The sequence below is a fragment of the Sandaracinus amylolyticus genome, from assembly GCF_021631985.1.
Classification (GTDB): Bacteria; Myxococcota_A; Polyangia; order Polyangiales; family Sandaracinaceae; genus Sandaracinus; species Sandaracinus amylolyticus_A.
The window spans coordinates 4579448-4594731 of the sequence record NZ_CP070225.1; the positions used below are offsets into that span (position 1 = coordinate 4579448).

Genomic DNA, 15284 nt, shown 5'->3' on the forward strand with positions numbered 1-15284 from the left:
GGAGTGCTCGTCCCGCCGGTCCCGGACGGGAGCGCGCGCAGCGCGCGGACGGTAGGGGCCGGCGGGCGAGCCGATTTGACCCCTTGCCGGAGTGCTCGTCCCGCAGGTCCCGGACGGGAGCGCGCGCAGCGCGCGGACGGTAGGGACCGGCGGGCGAGCCGATTTTTCGACGGTCTTCGACCTACGCGTACTCGGCGATCACCTCGATCACGCCCACGATCGCGTCGTTCAGCGCGTCGAGCTCCTCGGCGGGGATCCACAGCTCGGTGTGGTGGCGCGCGCCCACCGTCTGCTCGTCGTACTTCGCGATCGCATCCGCGCGCACCGCGAAGCGCGTCACGAAGCCGCCGCCGCTCTCGGGCACGTTCCAGCGCTCCGCGATCTCGCGCGCGTATCGCTCGTTCGTGACCGGATAGAAGATCGGCTGCTCCGGAAGCCGCGGCGGCCAGCGCTTCATCCCGCTCGCGCGCACCAGCGCCATCTCCGCAGGGCCCGCGGGCCGATAGAGCCAGATCACTTCGACACCCTCGACCACGGCGCGCTCGATCATCCGCTCCGTCCTCGCTCGCGGTCTCTCCCCGAGCTCCGCGTTGGCGCAGCATCGCACGGGGCCCAGATCGCGCAGCTCGTCGTCTTGACGATCCCGCGACCTGGGGTCACCTAATAACCGACCCACGGTCATCTAACCCGCCGGAGCGAGAGCCTCATGGACCAGTCGATCGATCACGAGATCCAGCGCGTCTTCTCGGCCCAGCGCGCGCGACGCTGGCACGTCGCGCAGTCGAGCGCGGCCGATCGCATCGCGAAGCTCCGCGCGCTCAAAGAGGCGATCCTCTCGCGTCGCGACGAGCTCGCGGCGGCCGTCCACAAGGACTTCCGCAAGAGCAAGGCGGAGTTCGAGCTCACCGAGATCCACCCGGTCGTCGACGAGATCAACCACGCGATCGAGCACCTCGCGGACTGGATGAAGCCCGAGAGCGTGACCACGCCGCTCGTGCTCGCCGGCGCGAAGAGCACCATCCGCTACGAGGCGCGCGGCGTCGTGCTGATCGTCTCGCCGTGGAACTACCCGTTCAATCTGCTCGCGGCGCCGCTCGTGGGCGCGATCGCCGCGGGCAACTGCGTCGTGCTCAAGCCCTCGAGCAAGACGGCGCACCTCGCGGAGGCGGTCGCGGAGCTGATCCGCTCGGTATTCCGCGAGGACGAGGTCGCGATCTTCACCGGCAGCCATCAGGTCGCCGACTCGTTGCTCGCCCTTCCCTTCGATCACGTGCTCTTCACCGGCAGCACGAACATCGGCAAGAAGGTGATGCACGCGGCGGCGGATCACCTCGCGACGATCACGCTCGAGCTCGGCGGCAAGTCGCCGGTGATCATCGATCGCTCGGCAGACGTCGAGGGCGCGGCGAAGCGGATCATGTGGGGCAAGTGCGTGAACGCGGGCCAGACCTGCATCGCGCCCGATCACGCGTTCGTGCACCGCGACGTGCTCGATCGTTTCGTCGCGGCGGCGCGCGCGACCGTGGAGCGCTTCTACGGCGCGACCGAGGACGCGCGGAAGAAGAGCGACGACTTCCCGCGCCTGATCGACGACGCCGCGTTCCGTCGCGTGAGCACGCTGCTCGAGAAGAGCCTCGCGATGGGCGCCAAGGCGGAGTTCGGCGGCGGCACCGACGCGAGCGAGCGCTACGTCGCGCCGACGCTGCTCACCAACGTGCGGCACGACATGCCCATCATGGGCGAGGAGATCTTCGGACCGATCCTGCCGGTGCTCCCGATCGGCTCGGTCGAAGAGGCGTGCACGAAGATCCAGGCGGGCGACAAGCCGCTCGCGCTCTATCTGTTCGCGAGCGATCGCGAGGTGATCGACCAGGTGTTCTCGAGCACGACGTCGGGCGGCGCGGTGCTCAACGACGTGTTCCTCCACGTCGCGAACCCGTACCTGCCCTTCGGCGGCGTGGGCGCGAGCGGCATGGGCCACTACCACGGGCACCACGGCTTCAAGACGTTCTCGCACGCGCGCGCGGTCGTCGATCGCATCGCGTCGGCGCTCCCGCTCTTCTACCCGCCCTACGACGAGGCGCGCCCCAAGGTCGCGGCGCAGCTGCTGCGCGTGCTCGAGTGAGCGCGGGGCGATCACCCGCCGGCGCCGGCCGGCGGGTGACGATGCCGCGACCCTCTCGGTGAGAGCGCAGGGCCTCTTCGTGATCGCGCAGCGCCTCTTCCCGAGCGCGCAGGGCCTCTTCGTGATCGCGCCGACCCCTCTTCCCGAGCGCGCAGGGCCTCTTCGTGATCGCGCCGACCCCTCTTCCCGATCCTGCAGGGCCTCGTCGTGATCGCGCAGGGCCTCTTCCCGAGCGCGCCGACCCCTCTTCCCGAGCGCGCAGGGCCTCTTTCCGATCCCGCAGGGCCTCTTTCCGACCCCGCAGGGTCTCTTTCCGACCCCGCAGGGCCTCTTTCCGAGCGCTTCGAGTGTGCGGAACGACTCCGGAATTCGGCGCGCGTCCTCGAACGAGGACACCGCGGGCCGATCAGGTCCCAGCGGCCGCCATACAGGTCCTCGAACACGGCTACCGTCCCGTACGTAGCGCTCGTGAGCGGTGCTTCGACGAAGCGCACGTCGCGCGCGAAGTCGTCGGTGTGGAGGAACCAGGTGACGCGCCGAGGTCGCGATCCTCGACGACCACGAACCCGAGCGCTCGAGTGAACCACTCGAGCGCTCGGTCGTAGTCGTCGACCAGGAACGCGACGTGGGCGAGCCTCAAGAACCGACGATCGGCTCGAGGCAGCGCGCGTGCGCGTCGGCGAGCTGGGCGACCTGCACCTCGAGGCACTCCTCGATCGTCACCGTCTCGCCGCCGACCTCGCCGATCACCTCGAAGGGCACGCCGTGCTGCGCGCAGATGCGCTCCACCTCGGCACGCTGCTCCTTGCCGAAGCTCACGATCACGCGCGTCGGCTCTTCCGAGAAGAGGCGCGCCGCCTTCGCCATCGCCGGGTGGCCGGGGAGCGTCACGCGGCACCCGCGACCGCCCGCGATCGCGCTCTCGGTGAGCGCCACCGCGAAGCCGCCGTCGCTGAGATCGTGCGCCGAGCGCAGCACGTGGGCGCGCGCCAGCGCGAGCACGCACTGCTGGAGCTTCACCTCGGCGTCGAGGTCGATCCCGACCGGATCGCCACCGACGACACCGGTCTTGCGGGTGCGGAATTCCGAGCCACCGAGCGCGCCGCGCGAGCCGGTTCCGAGGTGCGCGATCAGATCGCCGTCGTTCGCGAACGCGAGGCCCAGCCGATCCTCGACCGACGCGAGCTGACCGACGATCGCGACCGTCGGGGTCGGCAGGATCGGGCGGCCCTCGGTCTCGTTGTAGAGCGACACGTTGCCGCTCACGACGGGAACGCCGAGCGCAGTGCACGCGTCGCGCAGGCCCTCGATCGCGCGCGCGAAGCGCCACATCGTCTGGGGCTTCTGCGGGCTCGCGAAGTTGAGACAGTCGGTGAGGCCGAGCGGCTCGCCGCCCGAGCACACGATGTTGCGGGCGCACTCCGCGACCGCCATCGCCGCGCCGTCGTGCGGATCGAGCAGGACGTGGCGCCCGTTGCAGTCGCTCGAGAGCGCGAGGTACTTCACCTTCGCGCCTTCGAACGCGGGATCGCCGTCCTTGCCGCAGAACACGCGGACCACCGCGGCATCGCTCTCGCCCGGCCGGAAGACCGAGCCCGCGCGCACGATGTGATCGTACTGGCGCCAGATCCACGCGCGCGATCCGATGTTCGGCGAGCCCACGAGCTCGACGAGCTCACGCGCGAGATCGAGCCCGTTCAGATCCCCGAGCGCCGGACCGCCCGCATCGCCCACCGGCGGCGGCGTCTCCTGCGGACGATCGTAGAGCGGCGCCTCGTCGGCGAGCGGACCGATCGGGATGTCGACCACGACCTGCGGGCTCTTCGGCGCGCTGCGGGGATCGAGCGGATCGTGCCCCGGCGTCGCCTTGCACACGAAGCGACCGGTGTCGGTCACGCGGCCCACCACCGCGTAGTCGAGATCCCACTTGCGGCAGATCTCGAAGACCTCTTCTTCGCGCCCCGCCTCCGAGACCATGAGCATGCGCTCCTGGGACTCGCTGAGGAGCATCTCGTACGGCGTGAGCCCGTAGGTGCGGCGCGGGATCGCGTCGAGGTCGAGCTCGAGCCCGTTGCCCGCGCGCGCCGCCATCTCGACGCTCGACGAGGTGAGGCCCGCCGCGCCCATGTCCTGGATGCCGACCAGGCAGCCCTTCGCGAAGATCTCGAGGCACGCCTCGAGCAGCAGCTTCTCGCGGAAGGGATCGCCGACCTGCACCGTCGGCAGCTTCTTCTCGCTCTCGGCGTCGAACTCGGCGCTCGCCATCGTCGCGCCGTGGATGCCGTCGCGCCCGGTGCGCGAGCCCACGTAGATCACGGGATTGCCCAGGCCCTCGGCCTTGCCGAAGAAGAGCCCCTCGCTGCGCGCGATGCCGACCGTGAACGCGTTGACGAGGATGTTCCCGTCGTAGCTCGCGTCGAACTGCACCTCGCCACCGACCGTGGGCACGCCGATCGAGTTGCCGTACCCGCCGATGCCCGCGACGACGCCGCGCAGCAGCTCGGGCGTGCGCGGATGATCGGGACGCCCGAAGCGCAGCGAGTTGAGGTTCGCGACCGGGCGCGCGCCCATCGTGAACACGTCGCGGAGGATGCCGCCCACGCCCGTCGCCGCGCCCTGGTAGGGCTCGATGTACGAGGGATGGTTGTGCGACTCCATCTTGAACACGGCGCAATAGCCGTCGCCGATGTCGACCGCGCCCGCGTTCTCCCCGGGGCCCTGCACGACCTTCGGGCCCTTGGTCGGCAGCTTGCGGAGGTGGATGCGCGAGCTCTTGTACGAGCAGTGCTCGCTCCACATCACGCTGAACACGCCGAGCTCGGCGTAGGTCGGCTCGCGCCCCAGCGCCTTGAGGATGCGCTGCCACTCGCTCTGATCGACGCCCATCGTCGCGGCGAGCTGCTCGCTGACCTGGGGCTCGCCGGGGAACGGCACCGGTGCGCCGGGCAGCGTCGTCTCGGATTGCGTGCTCACGCCGCCACCACCTTTCCGCCCTCGAGGTGCCGCTTCAGCGACTCGAAGATCCCGCGCCCGTCGGCGTTGCCGAGGATCGCCTCCGACGCGCGCTCGGGATGCGGCATCAGGCCCATCACGTTGCGCCGCGCGCTGTAGATCCCCGCGATGTCGTTCACCGAGCCGTTCGGCGTGGTCTCGCCGCAGGGCGCGCCGGTCGGATCGACGTAGCGCAGCGCGACGAGCCCGTCGCCCTCGAGCCGGGCGAGGGTCTCGGGATCGCACTCGTAGCGGCCCTCGCCGTGCGCGACCGGGAGGCGGATCACGTTCCCCACCGGGATCGCGCCGGTCCACGCGCCGTGGTTCTCGACCTTCAGCCACACGTCGCGGCACTCGAAGCGCAGGTGCGCGTTGCGCGAGAGCGCGCCGGGCAGGAGGTGCATCTCGGTGAGGATCTGGAAGCCGTTGCAGATCCCGAGCACCGGCCCGCCGCGCTCCGCGAACGCTCGGAGCGCCTCGCTGATCGGCGAGAAGCGCGCGATCGCGCCGCACCGCAGGTAGTCGCCGTAGGAGAAGCCGCCGGGGACGATCACCGCGTCCACCGGGCCGAGCTCGCGCTCCTTGTGGAACACGTACTTCGCGTCCGCGCCGAGCACGTCGCGCGCGGCGTGCAGCGCGTCCCAGTCGGCGTTGCTGCCGGGGAAGACGACGACCGCGACCTTCATCCGCTCTCCCTTTCGTGCGCGCGAGCAGGCAGGGGGGCCCTCAGCGCGCGCGGAGGATACGGACGGAGGTGGGGTGCGGCAACGCCGCGAACGGGCGGGCGAGTGATCGCGCACGCCACGAGCATCCGGTGACGCTCGCCAGCGACCGCCGAGGTCGGGTACCGTTGAGAGATCGGGGGTCTCACCGTTTGAGCGAGAGCGGCACGCACGTACGCGCGCGCAGCGGCTCGTCGGCCGGCGAGCCGAGCCGCGACCAGGGCGATCCGTACCTGCGCCTGTCGAAGGCGCGGCTGGGCAAGACGGTTCGCCGCAAGTGGCGGCTCGACGCGCTGCTCGGGGTGGGCGGGATGGCCGCGGTGTACGCGGCCACGCACCGCAACGGGAGCCGCGTCGCGATCAAGATGCTGCACCCGCTCGTCGCGACCGAGGAGGCCAAGCGGCGCTTCCTGCGCGAGGGATATCTGGCGAACTCGGTCGGGCACCCCGGCGTGGTGCGCGTGCTCGACGACGACGAGGCCGAGGACGGCTCGATCTTCCTGGTGATGGAGCTGCTCGACGGCGAGAGCCTCGAGAGCTTCGCGACGCGTCGCGTGCAGCTCGGCGCGCCGGAGACGCTCGCGGTCGCCGAGCAGGTGCTCGAGGTGCTCGCGGTCGCGCACGCGAAGGGCATCGTGCATCGCGACGTGAAGCCCGAGAACGTGTTCCTGTGCATCGACGGGCGCGTGAAGCTGCTCGACTTCGGGATCGCGCGGCTGCTCGAGGTCTCGCGCGGGTCGGCGGCGGCGACCCATCACGGGTTCCTGCTCGGAACGCCCGCGTACATGGCGCCCGAGCAGGCGCGCGGAGACTGGGAGCTCGTCGACGCGCGCACCGACGTCTGGGCCGTGGGCGCGTCGATGTTCCGGGTGCTCACCGGGCACACCGTGCACCGCGGGAGCACGCACCTCGACCTCCTGATGAAGGCCACGCGCGAGCCCGCGCCGAAGGTGCGCGACATCGCGCCCGCGGTGCCCGAGCTCGTCGCCTCGCTCGTCGATCGTGCGCTCGCGTTCCGCAAGGAAGAGCGCTGGGCCTCGGCCGACGAGATGCTCGAGAGCCTGCGCGAGGTGCATCGCGCGATGCGCTACACCGAGGCGCCGAAGCTGCGCGCGCGCATCGCGGCGACCTCGACGGTGCGCATCGAGCTGCCCGCGCCGCCCGCCGCGTCGGCGGAGTTCGATCGCGCCTCGGCGCTGGAGAGCGATCCCCTCGGCGACGCGGACGACGACGCGCCCACGCAGATCGAGGCGATGACCCTGACGCACCGCGAGCAGCTGCGATCGATCGTGATCGAGGTGCCGATCGAGCACGACGCGGCGACGCCGGTGCTGCCCTCGATCTTCGACGAGACCGGCGAGACCGCGGCCCGCGGGACGCCCTTCGTGCGCACCCCGCCCGCGACGAAGACCCCGGCACCCCGACCGGCACCGCCCACGACGCGGATGCGCGCGCCCCTGACGCGCAGCGTCATCGCGTGGTGGATCGTCGCCGCGCTGGCCGTGCTCGTGTTCGCGCTCACGCTCGCGACGCGCTGACGACGCAGTGTAACAACTGGGAATCGCGAAGTTTTCATGCGACGCAAGGGACCCTCACGCCGAGATCTTGACGCGACGCGTCATGGCGCTTACGCATTGCGTCATCATGACTCCCGACCCGAACCTCTGGAGCCTGGCCGGAACTGGGATGCTGCTGGTCGCCGCGAGCGTCGTGTGGCTCGCACCAGTGCTCCTCGCCGGCCTCGTGACGTGGATCAGCGAGAGCCTCCGCGCGGCGCGCCGCGCTCGACGTTTCTCGCGACGCCTGGTGCCCCGCCGCGTGCCGAGGGGCCGCCTCGCGGCGAGCCTGGGGACGCGTCGCGCCGCGACCTCGACGGCCCCGTGACCCCCGTCTAGAAAACGCGTCGTGACCTACGACGCGCTCCTGGTCCTCTCGTTCGGCGGCCCCGAGGGCGAGGCCGACGTGATGCCCTTCCTCGAGAACGTCACGCGAGGTCGCGGCATCCCGCGCGAGCGCCTGCTCGAGGTCGCCGAGCACTACCACCACTTCGGCGGTGTCTCGCCGATCAACGGCCAGGTGCGCGCGCTGATCGAGGCGCTCGAGCGCGAGCTGCGCGCGCACGGCATCACGCTCCCGATCTACTGGGGCAACCGCAACTGGCACCCGATGCTCGAGGACACCGTGCGTCGCATGAAGGACGACGGTGTCCGGCGCGCCCTCGCGCTCGTGACCTCGGCGTTCGGCAGCTACTCGGGGTGCCGGCAGTACCGCGAGGACGTCGAGCGCGCGCGGGCGAGCGTCGGCGAGGGCGCGCCGGTGGTCGAGAAGCTGCGGCTCTACTTCGATCATCCGGGGTTCGCCGAGGCCTGGATCGCGCGGGTGCGTGACGCGCTCGCGACGATCGAGGGCGAGCACGCGCGATTGCTCTTCACCGCGCACTCGGTGCCGGTCTCGATGGCGCGCACGGCGCCGTACGAAGCGCAGCTGCGCGCGATGTGCGAGCTCGTCGCGCGCGGCGTCGGGACCTCCGCATGGGAGCTCTGTTGGCAGAGCCGCAGCGGGCCGCCGCAGGTGCCGTGGCTCGAGCCCGACGTGCTCGACGTGCTGGCGCGGATGGCGAGCGAGGATCGCGCGAGACCGGTGGTGGTGATCCCGATCGGCTTCACGTCGGACCACATGGAGGTGGTCTGGGATCTCGATCACGAGGCGAAGGCGCGCGCCGACGAGCTCGGTCTACGGCTCGTGCGCGCGGGCACGGTGGGCACGCATCCCGCGTTCGTCGCGGGGTTGCGCGAGCTGGTGCAGGAGAAGATCGCCGGCGCGCCGAAGCGCGCGCTCACGACGCTCGGGGTCGATCACGATCCGTGCGCCGCGTCGTGCTGTCCGGCGCCCCAGCGGCCCTCGCGCTGAGCGCGACGACGGCGCGCGAGCGGGAGCAGGAACCACGTGACCAGCGCGGCCGTGAGCACCACGAGCGCCGCGATCGTGCCGAGCGTGCGCTGGTAGACGAACGAGCCGACGACGAACATCGACGCGGAGAGCGCGATCGCGAGCAGCGCGAGCGCGGCGATCGTCTGATGGCCCGCGGTGCGCACGAGCCCGTGTTTGTCGTAGGGATGGCCGCGCAGCCGGTGGTACGCGCTCGGGCCGACGAGCAACACGATGGCGAGCCCCGACGCGAGGAACGCGGTGAAGAACACCGCGTGCTCGAGCTCCGGCAGCGCGTCCCAGCGATCCGCGAAGGGCACCGTGAGCAGGAACGCGAAGAGCACGGTCGCGCCGGGCAGGACCACACGGAGCTCGCCGACGAGCTCGTTCAGCTCGCGATCGTCGCGCTCGTGCCGGCTCTCTCTGCGCATGTCCCGAGCACATAGTCACGCGAGGCGCCCGAGGCCGGGCACGAAACGTCCGACGCGGCGCGCGTAGGCGCGATAGGCCTCGCCGTGCACCCGCGCGAGGTACGGCTCCTCGACGACGCGCACCTGGATCTCGAGCGCGACCAGCAGCGCGATCGGCGCGAGCAGCCCGAGCACGCTGGGGCACGCGAGCCCGAGGCCGAGGCTCGCGAGGATCATCGCCGTGAAGATCGGGTTGCGCACCAGACGGAAGGGACCGCGCACCACGAGCTCGGTGCGCGCGCCGGGATCGACGCCGATGCGCCACGAGTCGCGCATCGCGATCTGCGCGTGCAGGGTCGCGGCCGTGCCGAGCGCGATCAGCGCGCCGCCGGTGAGCGCCAGCGGGGCGCTCTCGACCACGATCACGTCGAGCCCGAGCCACACCGCGATCGGCGCGAAGAGCGACGCGAGGAACGCGAGGACCATCAGCACGCCCGCGAAGCGCTCGAGCATCCCCGCGCCACGACGCAGACCGACGAACCCGCTCTCGCCGGTCGCGCGGATCTGCATCCACGTACGCAGCCCGAACGCGATCCCCACGTAGACGATCCAACCGATCAGCGCGATCCCCGGCATGCCGCACCTCCTCTCGACACGAGGAAGAATCCGAGCAATTGCTCGGATCGACGACTCGGATCCGGAGGCCCGATGGCGCGCGCGACCGCTGCTCGTTTCCGCCCCAGAAGAGCGCCGATCCAGCGACGATCGACGCAGACGGTCGAGGCCATCCTCGGCGCGGCTGCTCGGATCCTGGTGAGCCGCGGGTGGAGCGAGCTGACGACGAACCACGTCGCGAAGCGGGCGGGCGTGTCGATCGGAACGCTCTACGAGTACTTTCCGGGCAAGGAGGCGCTGGTGACCGCGCTGGTCGAGCGGCACCTCGAGCGCGCCGAGGCGCTCCTCGCGGCGCGCGCGAGCGAGCTCGCGACGGGATGCCCGAGCGTCGATGCCCTCTCGCGCGCGATCGTGGAGACGATGGTCGCGCTGCACGAGGACGCGCCGCGCCTTCACCGCGCGCTCTTCGAGGAAGTGCCGCACCCGCCGGCGGTCCGCGCGCGAGTGCGCGCGATCGAAGCGCGGCACACCGAGGCGCTCGCGATGCTGCTCGCAGCGATGCCCGACGTCGACGTGCCCGACGTGCACGTTGCCGCGCGCATCGTCGTCGACGTGCTCGAGTCCGCGGTGCACCGCTGGGCGTGCGATCCGTCGGGCGATCCGATCCCCCGCGAGCAGCTGATCGACGAGCTCGCGCGACTGGTGCGGCGCTACCTGTCGCGCGTCTGATCAGCGCGTCATCGCCACGGCACCACGAGCGCGTCTGCCAGCGCTCTCGCTTCGACGATGTTGTCCTCGATGCTGCAGTAGGTCCACGACCCGTAGCGGCCGATCGAGTACACGCCGCGCGACTCCAGGATGCGCTTCTTCGCCGCGACGTCCTTCAGCGAGGCGCGCGTGATGTGCACGTACGCCGGGTCCATCACGACCGAGTGCGACGACACCAGGCGATGGTCGGTCACGATCCCCGCCTCGACGAGATCCTCGATCACGTGCGCTCGCGCGCTCTCGATCGCGGCCGCGTCGATCGTCGTGTCCTTCGGGTGACCGATCTCCACGTAGAGGCTCATGCGATCGGTGCCGAAGATGTTGTCGTAGAAGCCGATCCGATAGAACGAGAGCTCGCGCTGCGGGAAGTACATCCAGTGCACGCTCTCGGGGCCCTTGCGATCGAACCCGAGGTTGAACACGAGGACCTTGTTCCACGTGTACGTGCTCGGCTCGTGCGGCAGCGCGCTCATCTCGAGCAGCTTCACGAAGGGCGCCGAGCTGACGAGGTACTCGAACGCGATCTCGCGGCCCTTCGAGGTGCGCGCGACCTTGCGCCGCAGATCGATGCTCTGGACGCGCTCCGACAGCGCGATGCGCGCGGGATCGACGCCGCTCGCGATCGCGTGCACGTACTGGATCGCGCCGCCCTCGGGGTACGTGAACGTCGAGTTGTACGAGGCGTTGTCGGGCTGCGTGAAGTTGCGGAGGATCTCGTCCTCGTCGGCGTAGGGGAAGAAGCGCCCCATCGCGTCGACGTCGAGCACCGCGAGGTCCGTCGCGTAGAGCTTCTCGTTGTAGGGAACGAGGAACTTCTCGGCGATGCCGCGCCCGAACTTCGCGTAGAGCATGTCGCGGAAGCTCGCGGGCTTCGCGCTGCGATCACGGAAGTGCAGATCGTGCAGGCACTCCAGGAACTCCTCGCGCGGGAGCTGGTGGATGTTCTTCTGGAACGGGAAGTCGATCCACGTGCCGTCCTTCCAGAAGATCCGCGAGTCCTTCTGCACGCGCAGGATGCGCTGGCCGTGCATGCGGGTGACGAGGTCGTGCTCGATCTCGCTGTGCTTGAAGTGGAAGAAGTGGCCCGAGTAGTCCCAGGTGAAGCCGTCCTGCGCGACGGTCTTGCAGTACCCGCCGATCTCCGCGTCGGCCTCGAGCACCAGGTAGTCCTCGCCCTTGCCGAGGCGATCGGCGTACGCGAGCCCCGAGATCCCTGCGCCGACCACGAGATGACGAACGCGCTCCATCGCTCCTCCAGCCGGAAAGGTCGAGAGAGTAGCGCCTTGACGCACGCGCGGCTGCGCGGGAAATACCGCGCGCCCGCATGGCCAGCCCGCACGTCAGCATCGTCATCCCGGTCTACAACGAGGAGCCGATCCTCCAGTCCGCAGTGATCGACCTGATCGATCGCCTGCGCGAGTTCCCCTGGGACTACGAGCTGATCATCGCGGAGAACGGCTCGCGCGACGCGACCGTCGAGCTCGCGGAGAAGCTCTCGCAGCGCTTCCCCCAGGTACGCTCGTTCAGCTTCGGCCAGCCGAACTACGGCGGCGCCCTCAAGCGCGGCATCCTCGAGGCGCGCGGCGAGTACGTCATCTGCGACGAGATCGATCTCTGCGACACCGACTTCTACCGTCGCGCGCTCGCGGTGCTCGACAGCGGCGAGGCGGACCTCGTCGTCGGCAGCAAGGCGATGCGCGGCGCGAGCGACGAGCGCCCCTTCGTGCGCCGGCTCGGCACCCAGGTGATCAACGGGATGCTGCGCGCCTCGCTCGGCTTCACCGGCACCGACACCCACGGCCTGAAGGCGTTCCGCCGCGAGAAGCTCGTCCCGATCGCGCGCGCGTGCATCGTCGACAAGGACCTCTTCGCGAGCGAGTTCGTCATCCGCGCCGAGCGCGCGAAGCTCGCGGTGGTGGAGATCCCGGTGCGCGTGCTCGAGAAGCGCGTGCCCACGATCGGCCTCTTCCGCCGCGTGCCGAACGTGATGAAGAACCTCGGCAAGCTGGTCTGGGCGATCCGTATCCAGGGTTGAGGGCCGCGCGGTGAAGCTCGCTGCGATCAGCGTCGATCTCGACGAGATCCCCTGCTACGCCGCGATCCACGGGCTCGACGTGCCCTCGGGCAGCGAGCACGCGATCTACGACCGCGCGCTGCCTCGGCTCGCCGCGCTCTTCGCGCGCGAGAGCGTGCCGGCGACGTTCTTCGCGATCGGGCGCGATCTCGACCGCGAGGAGAACCGCACGCGTGTCCGGGCGCTCGCGGAGTCGGGCCACGAGATCGCGAACCACTCGTGGCGTCACTTCTACGACCTCACGAAGCGCCCGCGCGGCGAGGTGCTCGAGGAGATTGCGAAGGGTGGCGAGGCGATCGTGCGCGCGACCGGGATCGCGCCCGTCGGCTTCCGCGCGCCCGGCTACACGATCGACGACGACGTGTTCGAGGTCCTCGAGGAGCTCGGCTACACGTACGACTCGAGCGTGTTCCCCTGCCCCGCGTACTACAGCGCGAAGACCCTCGCGATCGGCGCGATCCGCGCGCGCGGCCGGCAGAGCCACAGCATCGTCGACGATCCGCGGGTGCTGATCGCGCCTGCCGATCCGTATCGGCGCGGGCATCCGTACTGGACGCGCGGCAAGGGCCTGCTCGAGCTCCCGATCGGCGTCACGCGCGACGGCACCGGGCGCATGCCGTACATCGGGACGAGCGTCGTGCTCAGCGGCGAAGCGGGCGCGCGCGTGCTCACCGAGATGATCGCGGGGCGCCCCTTCGTGAACCTCGAGCTGCACGGGATCGATCTCGCCGATGCCGACGAGGACGGGCTCACCTGGCTGAAGCCGCACCAGCCCGACGTCCGCCGCACCGCGCGCGCGAAGGAAGCCGCGCTCGAGAGCGCGATCCGCACGCTGCGCCGCCACGGCTACGAGCTCGTCACGATCGCGGAAGCGGCGCGCCGCTTCGCATGAGGCCCGGCGAGCTCGAGATCTTCGCGCGCACCTGATGGATGCGCGCGTCGAGCGCGCGCCGCTCGCGGCGCAGGTCGTGCGCCCAGCGCAGCCCGGGCATCAGGAGCCCGACGCCTGCCGCGCCGAGCACCGCCGCGATCTCGAGGCAGCGCACCTCGACGAGCGACGCGAGGAACGCCACGACCAGCGCGGCCAGGCCGAGCGCGATCAGCACGCGCGGAGGGTGATCGTCGAGGCGCGCACGCGTGCGCACGAGCAGCTCGAGCGTCGCGCTCGGCGACGCGATCGGAACGGTCTCGTCGTCGCCGTCGCTCGGACCGGCGCGACGCGCCGAGTCGATCAGCGCAGCGAGCGCGGCTGCGGCGAGCACGGACAGCGAGAGCAGCTCGAGTCGCACCGAGTTCCTCCTCGGTGCGCTCTCGCAGCATGCCGCGTGCCCGTGGAAAACCTCGGCGATCGCGAGATCACCGCGCGCCGGCGTGCAGCGCGCTGCACAACCGACTACGCGCCGATCGGCATGATCGGACGAACCAGCACCGCGCGCTTCACCTGCGTGAGCGGGATCGGCGAGGCGCGCGTCGCGTCCCAGCGCACGCGCCGGGGCACGAGCGGGAGCTCGCGCAGATCGATGCCGAGCGCGAGCCGATCGCGGCGATCGAACGCGGTGAAGCGCAGCCCCGCGCAGTGCCCGGGATCCCCCTCGCGCTCGCCGCGCACGACGCGCACGACCTCGGTCTCCGCGTCGAACACGAGCTCGCTCCCCGGCACCGGGAAGGACACGAAGACGCGCTGCCCGAGCTCCACGCGCTCGTCGCACGCGACGAGCACACCCTCGCCCGACGCGTCGAGGACGCGATCGCCGATCAGCTGGAGACCGTCGAGCGTCGTCGCGCGGCCGTGCGATCCGACGACGTAGCGATCGAGACGACGAAACCGGGCCATGCGAGAACCTCCGACGCTCATGGTAGGTCGATATCCTACATGAGCGCCAGAATCGCGCTCAGGCCCGCTTCTTCTCCATCCAGCCGCTCGACCTGCGCCCGCTCACCGCGTCGCGCGCGAGCTCGTCGGCGCGCTCGTTCCCCGCGAACCCCGAGTGCCCGGGCACGTAGATGAGGTGCACCTCGGGCACGCCCGCGAGCGCCTTCTTCACCTGCGCGACGAGATCGGTGTTCGCCTTCGCCTTCCAGCCCTTCGCCAGCACGCCGATCGAGTACTGGCTGTCGGTGCGGATCTCGATCGGGCGCGCATCACCCTGGTAGCGCTCGGCGACACGGAGGATCGCGGTGAGCTCGGCGACATTGTTGGTCGCCTGACCAAGATACTCGCTGAGCTCGCGGCGCGTGCCGTCGTCGTCGATCACCACGCCGAGCCCCGCCGGGCCGGGATTGCCGCTGCACGCGCCGTCGGCGTACGCGACCACCGCGCCGTCGCGCGCCTTCTGCTCGCCGGCCGCGATCGCCGCGGTCTTGCGCGGTCCGGCCTTCGATGCGCCGCCGCTCTTCGCGCTCGACGTCTTCGTGGTCGTCGCCGCGGCGCCGCTCTTCGGCGCGTCCTCCGCGGGCGCGCAGTGATCGTCGGGGAGCACCTCGGCGTCGGCGATCGCCTCGAGGTTCGCGGGCAGCGCGCGATAGGCGCGACCGTCGTTCGGCTTGTATCGGATCTCGACGCGGCCGCTCTCGGCCTGCGGCGTGCCCGCCTCGTCGCACCGCACGAGCACCTTCTGCCCGCGCAGACGCATCGTCGTCCACGGCATGGC

The 15284-nt window shown here is 70.8% G+C and carries 16 protein-coding genes; 6 read left to right on the forward strand and 10 right to left on the reverse strand.

Going from position 1 to position 15284, the window contains the following annotated elements; translation table 11 throughout:
* Window positions 1-181 precede the first annotated feature (181 nt).
* Window positions 182-550, reverse strand: coding sequence for a hypothetical protein (locus I5071_RS19335; RefSeq protein WP_236606955.1), 369 nt, complete (start codon window positions 548-550; stop codon window positions 182-184).
* 156 nt (window positions 551-706) lie between these two features.
* Here I5071_RS19335 and I5071_RS19340 point away from each other — a divergent pair, with 156 nt between their 5' ends.
* A complete protein-coding gene (locus I5071_RS19340) occupies window positions 707-2125 on the forward strand; it encodes an aldehyde dehydrogenase family protein (RefSeq protein WP_236606956.1) in 1419 nt (472 codons plus the stop codon).
* Between the two features lie 445 nt (window positions 2126-2570).
* On the opposite strand, the gene I5071_RS47005 is transcribed toward I5071_RS19340, so the two are convergent.
* From I5071_RS47005 to purQ, 3 genes are all read right to left on the reverse strand, one after another.
* The gene (locus tag I5071_RS47005; RefSeq protein ID WP_419249637.1) at window positions 2571-2834 is read right to left on the reverse strand and encodes a VOC family protein; all 264 of its coding nucleotides are present in this window, start codon (window positions 2832-2834) and stop codon (window positions 2571-2573) included.
* Complete coding sequence (purL, locus tag I5071_RS19345) at window positions 2762-5011, reverse strand: phosphoribosylformylglycinamidine synthase subunit PurL (RefSeq protein WP_419249657.1); 2250 nt, start codon at window positions 5009-5011, stop codon at window positions 2762-2764. Before purL ends, I5071_RS47005 begins: the two co-directional genes overlap by 73 nt.
* 83 nt (window positions 5012-5094) lie before the next feature.
* A complete protein-coding gene (purQ, locus tag I5071_RS19350) occupies window positions 5095-5802 on the reverse strand; it encodes a phosphoribosylformylglycinamidine synthase subunit PurQ (protein ID WP_236606958.1) in 708 nt (235 codons plus the stop codon).
* A gap of 188 nt (window positions 5803-5990) precedes the next feature.
* Between purQ and I5071_RS19355 the strand changes: the two genes are divergently transcribed.
* Both I5071_RS19355 and I5071_RS19360 read left to right on the forward strand, forming a co-directional pair.
* A complete protein-coding gene (locus tag I5071_RS19355) occupies window positions 5991-7376 on the forward strand; it encodes a serine/threonine-protein kinase (protein ID WP_236606959.1) in 1386 nt (461 codons plus the stop codon).
* 367 nt (window positions 7377-7743) lie between these two features.
* Window positions 7744-8748 (forward strand): ferrochelatase, encoded by a 1005-nt coding sequence (locus I5071_RS19360; protein WP_236606960.1) that lies wholly within the window; start codon window positions 7744-7746, stop codon window positions 8746-8748.
* On the opposite strand, the gene I5071_RS19365 is transcribed toward I5071_RS19360, so the two are convergent.
* Together I5071_RS19365 and I5071_RS19370 are read right to left on the reverse strand one after the other, a co-directional pair.
* Window positions 8694-9197, reverse strand: a complete 504-nt coding sequence (locus tag I5071_RS19365; RefSeq protein ID WP_236606961.1) for a DUF6328 family protein — start codon at window positions 9195-9197, stop codon at window positions 8694-8696. The genes I5071_RS19360 and I5071_RS19365 overlap by 55 nt on opposite strands.
* A gap of 15 nt (window positions 9198-9212) precedes the next feature.
* Window positions 9213-9812 (reverse strand): methyltransferase family protein, encoded by a 600-nt coding sequence (locus I5071_RS19370; RefSeq protein WP_236606962.1) that lies wholly within the window; start codon window positions 9810-9812, stop codon window positions 9213-9215.
* Window positions 9813-9884: 72 nt separating this feature from the next.
* Here I5071_RS19370 and I5071_RS19375 point away from each other — a divergent pair, with 72 nt between their 5' ends.
* Entirely contained in the window at window positions 9885-10520 is a 636-nt protein-coding gene (locus tag I5071_RS19375) for a TetR/AcrR family transcriptional regulator (RefSeq protein WP_268921239.1), read from the forward strand.
* Window positions 10521-10528: 8 nt separating this feature from the next.
* On the opposite strand, the gene I5071_RS19380 is transcribed toward I5071_RS19375, so the two are convergent.
* Window positions 10529-11806, reverse strand: coding sequence for a protoporphyrinogen/coproporphyrinogen oxidase (locus I5071_RS19380; RefSeq protein ID WP_236606964.1), 1278 nt, complete (start codon window positions 11804-11806; stop codon window positions 10529-10531).
* A gap of 77 nt (window positions 11807-11883) precedes the next feature.
* Between I5071_RS19380 and I5071_RS19385 the strand changes: the two genes are divergently transcribed.
* Window positions 11884-12594, forward strand: coding sequence for a glycosyltransferase (locus I5071_RS19385; protein ID WP_053232629.1), 711 nt, complete (start codon window positions 11884-11886; stop codon window positions 12592-12594).
* Window positions 12595-12604: 10 nt separating this feature from the next.
* On the forward strand, window positions 12605-13525 hold the full coding sequence (locus I5071_RS19390; protein ID WP_236606965.1) for a polysaccharide deacetylase family protein: 921 nt from the start codon (window positions 12605-12607) through the stop codon (window positions 13523-13525).
* On the opposite strand, the gene I5071_RS19395 is transcribed toward I5071_RS19390, so the two are convergent.
* The 3 genes from I5071_RS19395 to I5071_RS19405 all read right to left on the reverse strand — a co-directional run bounded on the left by I5071_RS19395 (window position 13491) and on the right by I5071_RS19405 (window position 15281).
* Window positions 13491-13922: a hypothetical protein gene (locus I5071_RS19395; RefSeq protein ID WP_236606966.1), complete on the reverse strand. Its 432-nt coding sequence runs from the start codon at window positions 13920-13922 to the stop codon at window positions 13491-13493. The genes I5071_RS19390 and I5071_RS19395 overlap by 35 nt on opposite strands.
* Window positions 13923-14026: 104 nt before the next feature.
* Complete coding sequence (locus I5071_RS19400) at window positions 14027-14467, reverse strand: PilZ domain-containing protein (protein WP_236606967.1); 441 nt, start codon at window positions 14465-14467, stop codon at window positions 14027-14029.
* Between the two features lie 58 nt (window positions 14468-14525).
* Complete coding sequence (locus I5071_RS19405; protein WP_236606968.1) at window positions 14526-15281, reverse strand: ribonuclease HI; 756 nt, start codon at window positions 15279-15281, stop codon at window positions 14526-14528.
* Window positions 15282-15284: the final 3 nt, after the last annotated feature.

Excerpts from the sequence above, each read along its gene's own strand:
- I5071_RS19335 (WP_236606955.1), bottom strand. The coding sequence starts at position 550 with ATGATCGAGCGCGCCGTGGTCGAGGGTGTCGAAGTGATCTGGCTCTAT.
- I5071_RS19340 (WP_236606956.1), top strand. The coding sequence starts at position 707 with ATGGACCAGTCGATCGATCACGAGATCCAGCGCGTCTTCTCGGCCCAG.
- purL (WP_419249657.1), bottom strand. The coding sequence starts at position 5,011 with ATGGGCGTCGATCAGAGCGAGTGGCAGCGCATCCTCAAGGCGCTGGGG.
- purQ (WP_236606958.1), bottom strand. The coding sequence starts at position 5,802 with ATGAAGGTCGCGGTCGTCGTCTTCCCCGGCAGCAACGCCGACTGGGAC.
- I5071_RS19365 (WP_236606961.1), bottom strand. The coding sequence starts at position 9,197 with ATGCGCAGAGAGAGCCGGCACGAGCGCGACGATCGCGAGCTGAACGAG.
- I5071_RS19370 (WP_236606962.1), bottom strand. The coding sequence starts at position 9,812 with ATGCCGGGGATCGCGCTGATCGGTTGGATCGTCTACGTGGGGATCGCG.
- I5071_RS19375 (WP_268921239.1), top strand. The coding sequence starts at position 9,885 with ATGGCGCGCGCGACCGCTGCTCGTTTCCGCCCCAGAAGAGCGCCGATC.
- I5071_RS19380 (WP_236606964.1), bottom strand. The coding sequence starts at position 11,806 with ATGGAGCGCGTTCGTCATCTCGTGGTCGGCGCAGGGATCTCGGGGCTC.
- I5071_RS19385 (WP_053232629.1), top strand. The coding sequence starts at position 11,884 with ATGGCCAGCCCGCACGTCAGCATCGTCATCCCGGTCTACAACGAGGAG.
- I5071_RS19400 (WP_236606967.1), bottom strand. The coding sequence starts at position 14,467 with ATGGCCCGGTTTCGTCGTCTCGATCGCTACGTCGTCGGATCGCACGGC.
- I5071_RS19405 (WP_236606968.1), bottom strand. The coding sequence starts at position 15,281 with ATGCCGTGGACGACGATGCGTCTGCGCGGGCAGAAGGTGCTCGTGCGG.